This is a genomic window from Pseudarthrobacter raffinosi (genome assembly GCF_023913835.1).
Taxonomy (GTDB): Bacteria; Actinomycetota; Actinomycetes; order Actinomycetales; family Micrococcaceae; genus Arthrobacter; species Arthrobacter raffinosi.
The window spans coordinates 95,590-107,047 of the sequence record NZ_JAMXBG010000012.1 but is presented as its reverse complement, the minus strand read 5'-3'; the positions used below and the strand labels follow the sequence as shown (position 1 = coordinate 107,047).

Here is an 11,458-nt window from a genome sequence, read left to right as displayed (position 1 = left end):
TGCCGGTGGCGCCTAGAACGCCGGAGGCGAATCGCCTGTCCGGGATGCGTAGCTGATGACGCGTCTGTCGAACAGGAGCACTATGGCCGCAAGCGCCGGCACCACCATGGCGATCCCCGCCCAAATGACGCCGCCGGTAAGGGTCGGGACGCCGATAGTAAGGACAAACAGCTGGGCGACCAGCGCCGCTGCCCTCGTCCACCGGCGCCCACGGAAGAGGAAGTGCCCCACCGAATAGAGCCAGGCCGAGAAAGCGAGCAAGAGGACCAGAGTAAATACGGCTCCCCAAAAGGACAGGACCGGTGCACCGGTCAGGAGTTCGTAGCCGTACCAGGCGGCGGCAACCAATAGCGCGGTGGCCTCGGCGGCAACAACAAGAGCTATCGCCACAATGCCGCGCGGGCGCGTGGATGGCGACGGATCTGCAGGGTTCGTGGGGGGTCTTGACACACTGGCACCCTACCGGAGATAGTCGGACAGTGGCGGGGGTCGGCAATGCCCGTGTGATGTATCGCTCAGCTATCCGGGGATTTCAAGCTGTATTACCCCTTGTTTACACAGCGTTAACATGACAGGCTTGACTGAGATGACCAAGGGGGCCCCTCAGGGCCCTTTTCCTTTGTAGCTACTAGTGAATTATTTCACAAAGAGCTTTTCCCAGAATTGGAGCAACTGATCAGCATGGATTGGCGTAACCGCGCGGCGTGCCTCGACAAGGACCCGGAACTGTTTTTCCCCGTAGGAAACACAGGGCCTGCCCTCCTCCAGATTGAGGAAGCCAAAAGCGTTTGCCGCCGCTGCCCCGTCGTTGACACGTGCCTCCAGTGGGCTCTCGAGTCCGGCCAGGACGCCGGCGTCTGGGGCGGCATGAGCGAAGACGAACGCCGTGCCCTTAAGCGCCGCGCCGCACGGGCCCGCCGCGCCTCCTAGGCTCGGTCCTTAAGGCCCTAGCACCAACAGCCTCACACAACGATGGCCGCAACCCTTCCGGGTTGCGGCCATCGGCTGTTAAGTCACGTGCAAGGTCTCCGGGCTACCTGGCCGCCAGGCTGAGGCGGATCTGGACAGCCGTTCCGCCGCCGTCGCGCGGGTGCCACGCGATGGTGCCGCCCAGCTCACTGGTGACCAGCGTGCGGACAATCTGCAGCCCCAGCCCCTCGACGTGCGGCGTATCCGGCAGTCCCACACCGTCGTCGGCAATGGTGACGGTCAGCAGTTCCTCGCCGTCTTCCTCCTCGGAACGGTCCGCGATGAGCCACACGGTGCCGGTCCGTCCTTCGAGCCCGTGCTCGACGGCGTTGGTCACCAGTTCGTTAATGACCAGTGCCAGCGGGGTGGCGAAGTCGCTGGGCAGTTCCCCAAACAGTCCGGACCGCTCGGTCTTGACCTGCTGCGATGGCGAGGCGACCTCTGCGGAAAGCCTGAACTGGCGGCCGATCAGCTCGTCGAAGTCAACGCTCTGCGCCAATCCCTGTGAAAGGGTCTCGTGGACCAGCGCGATGGTGGCCACGCGCCGCATCGCCTGCTCCAGGCCCTGCTTGGCCTCGTCGCTGACCATCCGGCGGGACTGCATACGCAGCAGGGCCGCTACGGTCTGCAGGTTGTTTTTCACCCGGTGATGGATCTCGCGGATGGTCGCATCCTTGGTAACGAGTTCCATCTCCCGGCGCCGCAGTTCGGACACGTCCCGACACAGCACCAGCGCACCAAAGCGCTGCTGCTCATCCCGCAGCGGGATGGCCCGCAGCGACAGGCTCACACCACGGGATTCAATCTCACTACGCCACGGCATCCGCCCCGTCACCACCAGCGGCAGCGTCTCGTCCACCAGCCGCCGGTCCTTCAGCAGGCCGGCGGTCACCTCGGCCAGGGAACGGCCTTCCAGCGACTCGCCGTCGCCCAGCCGCCGGAAGGCCGATACCCCGTTGGGGCTTGCGTACTGCACAATTCCTTCGGCATCGAGCCTGATCAGGCCGTCCCCCACACGAGGCGCGCCGCGGCGCGAACCGGTAGGCGAGGCAAAGTCAGGCCACAGCCCCAGCGTTCCCATCCGGAGGAGATCGTAGGCGCACTGCCGGTACGTCAGCTCCAGGCGGGACGGCATCCGGGAACTGGACAGGTCCATGTGGGTGGTCACCACAGCCAGGGTCCGGCCGTTGCGCACCATCGGCACAGCCTCCACCCGCAACGCCATGTCAGTGCTCCAGTTGGTCTCACTGGACCGCTCGATGGCACGGCTGCTCCAGGCCTTGTCCACCAGCGGCTGCAGGTCCTGCCGGATGGGCTCGCCCACAAAGTCGCCGTGGAACACGGTGTGCGTGGTGGACGGCCTGACGTGGGCCAGCGCCACATAGCCGTGATCCGGGTGCGGGAACCATAACGCCAAGTCGGCGAACGCCAGGTCAGCGACCATCTGCCAGTCGCCCACCAGGAGGTGCAGCCATTCGGCATCGCCCGGCCCGAAATCAGCGTGTTCCCTGATGGGGTCCGTAAAGATTGCCACTGCACCTCCAGTTACGACGCCGGGATTCCTAGCGTCGGACGATTGACCTCAAGAGCCTCAATGCTACCGACAGTGAGGCCATGTCGTCGGCCTCGAGCGAGTTGACCTCGTCAAACATGCTCTTTGCCCTGCCCAGCTGCTCGGCATTCTGGCGTTCCCAGTCCTTCAGCCTGTCCTCCGCGGAGTCCCCTGACGCCGTCGACTCGAGTACCGCCGTCGTCATGTCCGACACAGTGGAATAGAGGTCATCCCGGAGTGCGGCCCTGGCCAGTGCCTGCCACCTGTCCTGGCGCGGCAGGCTGCTGATCCGTTCCAGCAGCCTGTCAGCGTGGAAGCGGTTGAACACTGTGTAGTAAACGGCCGCAATCTCCTCCACCGGCTCCTTACGGGCATGCACGATCTTGGCGATGTCCAGCAGGACAAAGCTCTCGAAGAGCTCCGCCCACCGGAAGGCAAGCCCCTCCGGGAGTTCCCACGCGCGCGCGGTCTCCAGCCAGTCCGCAACGCGGTCACGGTCATCGCCACGCAGGTAGTCCAGGAGCCGGGCCCGCATCGGGTCCAGGAGCGGCTTGAATTCGGCCACGGTGTCAGCGATGGGCCGGGACGTGCCGCCCTGCGCCAGCAGCCACCGGACAGCGCGGTCCAGCAGACGACGGATGTCCAGGTGGACGGTGCTCCAGTGCTCTGTGGGGAACGACGCCGGCAGGCTGTTCAGCTCCCCCACCATGGTGTTCAGGTCGAAAATCTCGCGGAGCGCCACAAAGGCCTTCGCCACAGCCACTTCCGTGGCCGACGTTTCCTCCATGGTCCGGAAGGCGAACGTGATGCCGCCCAGGTTGATCATGTCGTTGGCCACCACCGTGGCAATAATCTCGCGCCGCAGCGGATGGGTGTCCAGCTCGGCGTCGAACCGTTCGCGCAGCTGCTGCGGGAAGTACGCCCGCAGCGTCCCCCGGAACCACGGATCGTCGGCGAGGTCGCTGTCACGCAGCGCCGAGGCCAGCTCGATCTTCGCGTAGGCCGCCAGCACCGAGAGCTCTGGTGACGTCAGCCCCTGGCCCTGGCTTAGGCGCTCCCGCAGGGTTTCGGTGCTGGGCAGGGCTTCAAGGTCACGCTTCAGGTCAGCCGACTTTTCCAGCCAGTCCATGAGTCGCTCATAGCTGGGACTCCACTCGGCCACCCGCATCCGGTCGTTCAGGAGCAGGATGTTCTGGTCCACGTTGTCCTCGAGGACCAGCCGCCCTACCTCGTCCGTCATGGAGGCGAGGAAGCCTGCCCGTTCCTCCGGGGTCAGTTTGTCCGCAGCCACCATCCGGTCCACAAAGATCTTGATGTTCACTTCATGGTCGGAGCAGTCGACGCCGGCCGAGTTATCGATCGCGTCGGTGTTCAGGATGACCCCTTGCAGGGCGGCTTCGATGCGGCCGCGCTGCGTCATGCCCAGGTTTCCGCCTTCGCCAACCACCTTGACCCGCAGGTCCTTGCCGTCCACGCGAATGCTGTCGTTGGCCTTGTCACCCACGGAGGCGTTGGACTCGGTGCTGGCCTTGACGTACGTTCCGATCCCGCCGTTATAGAGCAGGTCGGCGGGGGCGAGCAGGATAGCGCGGAGAAGCTCCGGCGGGCTGAGCTCGGTGGTCGCCGCGGGCAGGCCCAGGGCCGCCCGGACCTGCCGCGAGACCGGAATGGACTTGGCCTGGCGGGCGTACACGCCGCCGCCTTCGCTGATGCGGGATTTGTCGTAGTCGTCCCACGAGGACCGCGGCAGTTCGAACAGCCTCCGGCGTTCCACGAACGACGATTCCGTTTCCGGTGCGGGGTCAAGGAAGATGTGCCGGTGGTCGAACGCTGCCAGCAGCCGGATATGCCGGGACAGGAGCATGCCGTTGCCGAATACATCGCCGGACATATCACCCACGCCCACTACGCTGAACGGCTGGGTCTGGGTATCAACGTCGAACTCGCTGAAGTGACGTTTGACCGACTCCCAGGCGCCACGGGCCGTGATGCCCATGGCCTTGTGGTCGTAACCCACCGAACCTCCGGAGGCGAACGCGTCACCGAGCCAGAACCCGTATTCTGCGGCCAGCCCGTTGGCAATATCCGAGAACGTGGCCGTCCCCTTGTCCGCCGCCACCACAAGGTAGGAATCGTCGTCGTCGTGCCTGACAACGTCCGACGGCGGCACAACAGTTTCGCCCTCGGCTCCGGTGACGAGGTTGTCAGTGAGGTCCAGCAGGCCCCGGATGAACGTCTTGTAGCTTTCAACACCCTCCGCCATCCAGGCGGCACGGTCCGCGGCAGGATCGGGCAGCCGCTTGGCGAAGAAGCCGCCCTTGGCCCCGGTGGGAACGATGACCGCGTTCTTGACGGTCTGCGCCTTCACCAGGCCAAGGATCTCCGTCCGGAAATCCTCGCGCCGGTCAGACCAGCGCAGGCCGCCGCGGGCCACCTTGCCGAAGCGCAGGTGGACGCCCTCAACCCGCGGGGAATAGACCCAGATTTCGAACATCGGCCGCGGGAACGGCAGCCCCTCAATCCGGGCAGGATCGAGCTTGAAGCTCAGGTGCGTTTTGTACTGGTAGTAGTTGGTGCGGAGGGTCGCCTCGATCAGGTTCGCCAAGGTCCGCAGCACACGGTCGGCGTCGAGGGTTGCCACCTCTTCAATGGCAGCTGACAGCTCGCCGCGGGCTTTCTCCTGCGCCGCAAGGCGCTCGGTCCCGCTCAGGGCGGGATCGAACCGGGCCTCGAAAAGAGCTGTCAGGGCCTTGGTGACATCGGGATTGGCGAGCAGCGTGTCCGCCATGAAGCCCACCGAGTTGGTATTTCCCATCTGCCGCATGTACCGGGCATAGGCCCGCAGGACAGTGATCTGCCGCCACTGCATCCCCTCACGCAGCACCAGCCGGTCAAAACTGTCCGACTCAACGGCGCCGGATACGGCGGCACCGAACGAGTCAGCCAGCAGCTGTCCCGTGGCCAGCGGATCAATGCCGGCAGGGTATTTAAGCCCGAGGTCATAGAGGAAGAAGTCCCGCTGGTCAGCCGTCTCGATCTCAAAGGGCCGCTCATCCAGCACCTCGAGTCCCAGATTGTGGAAGAACGGCAGGATCTGGCTCAGGCTCTTGGGCTCCAGCATGTACAGCTTGACGCGGGCGTCCTCCTCCAGGACTTCACCGGCGCCCTTGGGCAAGTACACATGGACGCCCGGCCGTTCCTGCCTGGCACCGGCCGTGCGTTCGGCTTCGGCCCCGTATTTCTCGAACCGGGCGATGTCCTCCAGCGCGTCTTCGACCTCGTAATCCACCCGGTAGCCGGCCGGAAAAGCCTCCGACCAGATCGCGGCAAGCTCCTTCGCCTGCTCATCGGCGCCGCGTTCCCGCAGGACTTCAGCGATGCCCTCACTCCACGAACGGGCTGCCCGGACCAGCCGCGCTTCAAGCTCGTCGGCGTTGAAGTGGCTGACCTCGCTGCCCTTGGGCAGGCGGATCCGGAAGAACAGGCGGGCGAGGGCCGATTCTGTCATCCGCGCCTCGTAGTCGATGGACTCAGCCTTGAACGTGGTCCGTAATTCTTCCTCGATGCGGAGCCGGACATTGGTGGTGTACCGGTCACGCGGAAGGTAGACCACCGCGGACATAAAACGGCCGTAGATGTCCGGCCGGAGGAACAGCCGGGTCCGCCGCCGCTCCTGCAATCTCTGGATGCCGGTTGCGGTGGCCGCCAGGTCCTCGGTCTCGATCTGGAACAGCTCGTCGCGTGGGTACGTCTCCAGGATCCCCAAAAGGTCCTTGCCGGAGTGTGAGTCCGGCGGGTAGCCGGCATTGCCCAGCACGGCGTCCACTTTTTCGCGCACGACGGGGATGTTCCGGACGGATCCGGCGTAGGCACTGGTTGCGAACAGGCCGATAAAGCGGCGCTCGCCGTTGACGTTGCCGGCCGCGTCGAAACTCTTCACGCCAATGTAGTCAAGGTACGCGGGGCGGTGGACGGTGGACCGTGAGTTTGCCTTGGTGATCACGAGCGCCCGCTTTTCGCGGGCCTTTTTTCGGCCGGCGTCGGTGAGATGCTGCATATGCGGCGCGCCCGGCTTCGCCCGGAGCAGTCCGAGACCGCTGTCTTCACGCAGTTCCAGTACATCTTCACCGTCGACGTTGACGAGGTGGTACTCACGGTATCCAAGGAAAGTGAAGTTGCCGTCGTCGAGCCAGCGCAGAAGATCCTGCGCCTGCCGCAGTTCGGCAATCTGGGCCGGGTGGGACACCTGGTCGAGGCTCGCGGCAATCTGTCGGGCCTTGTTGCGCATCTTGGGCCAGTCTTCGACGGCGGCGCGCACGTCTCCCAGGATGCGGTCCAGCCCGTCCAGCAACGACGCCTTTGCCTCGTCGGAGACACGGTTGATTTCCACGGCGATCCACGACTCCATGTGGGAGGCGTTTTCGCCCTGCGCGATGAGGTGCGACAGCACAGGCATCGCGGCCGTATCACCGCTGGAGAGACCGATGTGGGACGGGACGCGGTCAACTTTGACCAGCTGTCCCGTTTCCCGGTTCCGGGTCACCACGAACAGTGGATGAAGCACAAGTCCGATGGCGGCGTTCTGGCGAACAAGCTCGGCGTTGACCGAGTCAACAAGGAAAGGCATATCGTCCGTGACGACGTAGACGACGCTGCTGTCCGCCTCGTTGACGATGGAAACCTTCGCCTGGCCCGGCTGCCGGTTCGCGGCGACACCGCGGTGGGTTTCCGCCCGGCTGGCCAGCACCTCCGGGGAATAAGTCCGGGCATCTTCTTCGGCAAGGTGCTGGTAATAATCCGCCAGGAACCCCTCCCGGTCACCAATAGCCAAGGCTTGATCCTCCACGCTGGATCCAGACGACATCAACAAACGCCTCCATCACAAGTTTGATGCTGCACCGTTGCAGCTCCTACGGTGAGCCTAGCCCTTTCGCCGAAGCCTCGGTGTGGAAGAAAATACAGAGGATCGGGAAGATCGCTGGACAGCTGCACAAACCAAATCGGCGATCGCCCGCCTGAGCTTGGAATCCGGCGCTGTTTCGAGCAGCAAAGAGCCGCCGAGCAGCGCGGCGTCAGCTGCGGGGCTGTCCGCCGGCAGGAAGGCTGCGATCTCCGCCGACGGGCCATACCGCCCCCACGCATCCTTCAGCTGTCGTTCCGGGGATCTCCCCACCGCCGCCGCCCGGACCTTGTTCATCACTACAACAGGCGACACGTGCGGCACTGCCAGCTCGAGCTCCGCGAGTCCGCGGACCAGCCGGGGAACCCCCACCGGATCGGCGGCCCCCACGGCATAGACGGTGTCCGCCAGTTCCAGGGTCCGCAGGGTCGCGGCATTCCGGCGCGGAGCCATCGTGTCGAAGCTGAGTTCCTCGTCCGCCTCCAGGCAGAAGCCGGTGTCCACAACCACGACGTCGGCAACCTCCTTGGCGCGTTCCAGCACCAGCGACAGTGCTGCTGCCCGTAGTTCGGTCCACCTGTCCGCCCGGGTGATCCCGGTCAGGACCCGGAAAGTTCCAAGTTTGGTGGTGACAGGTGTGGCCACCTTCAGCAGCGCATCGGCGTCGAGCAGTCCCTGGTCCGCAAGCCGGCAGGCCTGCGCGATCCCCGCAGATTCATCCAGCAGGCCCAGGACTGCGGCGATGCTGGCCCCGTAACTGTCGGCGTCGACGAGGAGCACGGATTTCCCATCCGCAGCCAGTTCCCCCGCGATGTTGGCCGCGACGAAGGTCCGGCCGGGTGAACCGGCGGGACCCCACACGGCAATGATCTTTCCCGCCCCGGAGGCCGGCGGCACGTCCGCCTGGGCTGCGGGACGCTGACGCAACGCAGCGCTGGTGTCCCCCAGCCCGCTCCCGAACGTTGCATCCCTGGCGGTGCCTGTCAGCTGGTCAACGGCCTCGGCAATCCTGCCGGCCAGGGCGGCGGACTCTACGCGGGTCAGTGCGGAGGCCACACCGATCCCGCGCAGCCTGGCAGCCTCGTCGGCGTCATCCGTGAGGGCGATGATCGCCACGCCCACGGCACCGAGCCGATCAACGAGCGAAGCAGTCAGGCCCTCGCAGCCGTCAGCCACAACCGCGGCCCGTGCCAGGCCGCTCTGGCAGGCCGCCAGCAGTTCCGTCAGTTCAGTGCAGCGACGGACCACCGTGACCGGACCGTGGAGCCGCTCCAACCCGCCCACCACGTCCTCGCGGGCCTGGCCCACAGTGACCACGGGGATACTCATGAGGCCCCGCCCGGGTTCCACACCACTGAAATCTTGGCCTGGTTCGCCTGCGCGCCGAGGATGGCCGGCATCTGGCCGTCGGCAACCAGCACCATCAGCACTGTATTGCGGGAGGACCCCAAGGCCGTGGAGCCGGCGGTCACCTGTGCAATTTCCGCGCCGGGCAGCAGGAGCTTCGGCTCACTGAAGCCGTTGCGGGCATCCGGCAAGGCAACCCAGACGTCCACCCGGGTCCCGGCAACCGCCTGCGGCGGCAGTGCTTCCTCAATGGTCACGGCCACGGGCTTGCGGTCCAACGAATCCACGGTGGCCAGACTTTCCTTGGGCACCAATTGGTTCTTGCCGATTCTTTGGACTGCGACCAACCCGTCGGGGAGCCCTGCTTCAACGGTGACGTAATGCTGTTCGGTCTCACCCAGGCGGACCTTGGCCCGGACCACATTGTCCGCGGTCAGCTTCTCACCCACCGCAATGGAGTCCCGGGCGGCGTAAACCTCGGTGGTCTGATCAGCGCTGCCAACCAGCGAGATCACTCCCACCACCGATGCCAGGACCAGCAGCACGCCAACCAGCAGCCGGGGATCCTTCCACGACGGCGGTTTCAGCCTGGCACCTGTAGTAACAGCATCGTGGCTCATGCTCTTCTCCCCCTAGCTCCGGTCCAGGCGGCTGGCTGCGTCCGGACACCTCATTGTTACGGCATGGGCCCCGGAACAAAAGTCAAAAGACCAAACAACATCAAACTGTGGATAACCGCACCAGATGACGCCTTCAATGGCAAAATGGAGCTATGCCCAGATTCCTGACTCTCGCCGATGTTGCTGAACAGCTGCAAATCAACTCGCCGGCGGCCTATGCCTTGGTCCGCAGCGGAGAACTGAAGGCCATCCAGGTGGGTGGGCGCGGGCAGTGGCGCGTCGAGGAAAAGATGTTGGAGCAATACATCGAAGAGCGTTACGCCGAGGCCAGCCGCATGATCCTGGAAGCCAAAGCCAAGCAAGGCTGATTTTGGCTTTGCGAGTCAGCCCTCGCAACCGCTTGTCCGCTGAGTTTTTGTCCAGGTAATCGCCTCAACGGGCGGCAAAGTCCCATTAGGTGAACAAAGACTCCGGCTCGCGGCTACAGTTCCCCTGCACTCCGTGACCGCAGGGCACCCAGCGCCGCAAACGGAATCGTGGCTACCTGCCGAACCTGTGATGCACGCCGGGACTCCCCGGGGCTGACCAGCGCCAGGTCCAAAAAGTCACTGCCCACCCGGTCGATGACTCCGGCCAGCCCGGTATCCCTTTCCGGCGCGTGGCGCAGAGTGACTGCAAGTTCGGCCCGGTCCCGCGCCAGGCCCCGCAGCGCATGCGCCAATCCGATCCGGCGCCGCACCTGCGAAGTCTCGGCCACGGAGCCGCGGCCAAGGCCCGCATAGCGTGCCACCGCGCCGTACGGGACCAGGACCTGGCGACGCAACTCGTCCAGGACCAGCGCATCGGCGCCGGCATGGCTCAGGGTTCCTTCGAAGGCGCGCCCACACGCCAGGTACACGGCCACGTGGCTGTTCAGGGAACCCCGCAAGCGGTCGGCCAGAACGACGGAGGCCGTTTCCGCTCTTGCCCGCTCAGAGATCTCGGCATCGACGGCCAGCCGCTCGCCCTCGGCGAACTGTGCCTCCATATCACTGAACAGAGCATCCCAACGCATGGGGCCAAGCGTAGGGTGCGGGTTTGTTCGCGGTCAATTCACCAACGACTTCACTCCAGTCTCTGGACAAATCCAGCATAAGTGCCTCAAACTGAACCTAGATTTATCAAATGGCATCAAGCAGTATCAAACAGCATCAAACATGAGATAGGAACATCATGACGGCAGCTACAGCACGTGGGCTCCGCGCAGACGCCGTCATGGCGGCGTCCATCCTCCTGTTGGGATTCTTCCTCTGCGTTGCCGGCGGGGGCATGGTGGGCCGATGGCAACTGTCCACAGCACGCCGGCAAGGCCCGGACCTCGATGACCTACTCGGTGCCGTGGCTGTCGCCGCAGGGCTGGCCATCGTGGCGTGGTGGATCTTCTCGATGGTTTTGGCGTCAGCGGCTGCCGTCCTGGACAGGTGCGGCAGGCGGCGGGCCGCCGACAGGGCCGGCAAGTGCTGCCCGGCATTTATGCGCCGGCTCACTGTGGCCGCACTGTCGGTGCAACTACTGTCGGCACCGCTGGCTCACGCAGCCGTCCCACCGGCCGGACCCGCCTGGGTACCCACGCAGGAAGTGGCGGTCCAGGACGTACCGGTCCACGGCGCAGCCATCCAGGCCCAGTGGTCTCCCACAAGCGGCCACCGGCAGCTCCCGGAACCGGAGGGCAAACACCCTGCAGACACGGGAGGACAGACCACCGAAACTCCTGCGGCGGCGGTCCGGCCAGACTGGCGTCCCAGCCCGCCGGTCCCGGACCCCGGCCTGCTGGCGGCCCAGCCCGTCCGGGCGGAACAGGGCCCAAGGTCGCCATTGAGTGAGGTCACGGTACTGGCGGGCGACACACTCTGGGACATCGCTTCCCGCCACTTGGGCCCGGCGGCTTCGGATGTGGATGTCGCCTTGCACTGGCCCCGCTGGTACGAGGCCAACAAATCCCGGATCGGCGAAAGCCCGCATGTCCTGCTGCCCGGGCAGATTTTGAAAGCACCTTCCACGGCCTAACCGACGTTCCGATATTCATCAGCT

General features: G+C 65.1%; 9 protein-coding genes. 3 read left to right on the top strand and 6 right to left on the bottom strand.

Features of this window, described 5'->3' with window-relative positions; all coding sequences use genetic code 11:
• Positions 1-12: 12 nt before the first annotated feature.
• Entirely contained in the window at positions 13-450 is a 438-nt protein-coding gene (locus NG697_RS13260) for a hypothetical protein (RefSeq protein ID WP_252598223.1), read from the bottom strand.
• 231 nt (positions 451-681) lie between these two features.
• Here NG697_RS13260 and NG697_RS13255 point away from each other — a divergent pair, with 231 nt between their 5' ends.
• Complete coding sequence (locus tag NG697_RS13255; RefSeq protein WP_003804966.1) at positions 682-930, top strand: WhiB family transcriptional regulator; 249 nt, start codon at positions 682-684, stop codon at positions 928-930.
• Positions 931-1,033: 103 nt separating this feature from the next.
• On the opposite strand, the gene NG697_RS13250 is transcribed toward NG697_RS13255, so the two are convergent.
• From NG697_RS13250 to NG697_RS13235, 4 genes are read right to left on the bottom strand one after another with little or no spacing between them, the layout of a single operon-like run.
• Positions 1,034-2,503 (bottom strand): sensor histidine kinase, encoded by a 1,470-nt coding sequence (locus NG697_RS13250; RefSeq protein WP_056343739.1) that lies wholly within the window; start codon positions 2,501-2,503, stop codon positions 1,034-1,036.
• 28 nt (positions 2,504-2,531) lie between these two features.
• Entirely contained in the window at positions 2,532-7,385 is a 4,854-nt protein-coding gene (locus NG697_RS13245) for an NAD-glutamate dehydrogenase (protein ID WP_252614456.1), read from the bottom strand.
• Positions 7,386-7,442: 57 nt separating this feature from the next.
• Positions 7,443-8,750 (bottom strand): CpaE/TadZ family protein, encoded by a 1,308-nt coding sequence (locus NG697_RS13240; protein ID WP_252614455.1) that lies wholly within the window; start codon positions 8,748-8,750, stop codon positions 7,443-7,445.
• Positions 8,747-9,388 carry an SAF domain-containing protein gene (locus tag NG697_RS13235; RefSeq protein WP_058931940.1) on the bottom strand — a complete coding sequence of 214 codons (642 nt, stop codon included), beginning with the start codon at positions 9,386-9,388 and terminating at the stop codon, positions 8,747-8,749. The genes NG697_RS13240 and NG697_RS13235 overlap by 4 nt, the downstream gene beginning before the upstream one ends.
• A gap of 152 nt (positions 9,389-9,540) precedes the next feature.
• Here NG697_RS13235 and NG697_RS13230 point away from each other — a divergent pair, with 152 nt between their 5' ends.
• Positions 9,541-9,756 (top strand): helix-turn-helix domain-containing protein, encoded by a 216-nt coding sequence (locus NG697_RS13230; RefSeq protein ID WP_252567261.1) that lies wholly within the window; start codon positions 9,541-9,543, stop codon positions 9,754-9,756.
• 113 nt (positions 9,757-9,869) lie between these two features.
• On the opposite strand, the gene NG697_RS13225 is transcribed toward NG697_RS13230, so the two are convergent.
• Positions 9,870-10,442, bottom strand: a complete 573-nt coding sequence (locus NG697_RS13225) for a hypothetical protein (RefSeq protein ID WP_252614454.1) — start codon at positions 10,440-10,442, stop codon at positions 9,870-9,872.
• 158 nt (positions 10,443-10,600) lie between these two features.
• Here NG697_RS13225 and NG697_RS13220 point away from each other — a divergent pair, with 158 nt between their 5' ends.
• Entirely contained in the window at positions 10,601-11,434 is an 834-nt protein-coding gene (locus tag NG697_RS13220) for a LysM peptidoglycan-binding domain-containing protein (protein ID WP_252614453.1), read from the top strand.
• Positions 11,435-11,458: the final 24 nt, after the last annotated feature.

What these genes read in the sequence shown, in the direction of transcription:
- NG697_RS13245 (WP_252614456.1), bottom strand. Translation starts at nt 7,385, where the DNA reads ATGTCGTCTGGATCCAGCGTGGAGGATCAAGCCTTGGCTATTGGTGAC.
- NG697_RS13255 (WP_003804966.1), top strand. Translation starts at nt 682, where the DNA reads ATGGATTGGCGTAACCGCGCGGCGTGCCTCGACAAGGACCCGGAACTG.
- NG697_RS13235 (WP_058931940.1), bottom strand. Translation starts at nt 9,388, where the DNA reads ATGAGCCACGATGCTGTTACTACAGGTGCCAGGCTGAAACCGCCGTCG.
- NG697_RS13240 (WP_252614455.1), bottom strand. Translation starts at nt 8,750, where the DNA reads ATGAGTATCCCCGTGGTCACTGTGGGCCAGGCCCGCGAGGACGTGGTG.
- NG697_RS13225 (WP_252614454.1), bottom strand. Translation starts at nt 10,442, where the DNA reads ATGCGTTGGGATGCTCTGTTCAGTGATATGGAGGCACAGTTCGCCGAG.
- NG697_RS13220 (WP_252614453.1), top strand. Translation starts at nt 10,601, where the DNA reads ATGACGGCAGCTACAGCACGTGGGCTCCGCGCAGACGCCGTCATGGCG.
- NG697_RS13230 (WP_252567261.1), top strand. Translation starts at nt 9,541, where the DNA reads ATGCCCAGATTCCTGACTCTCGCCGATGTTGCTGAACAGCTGCAAATC.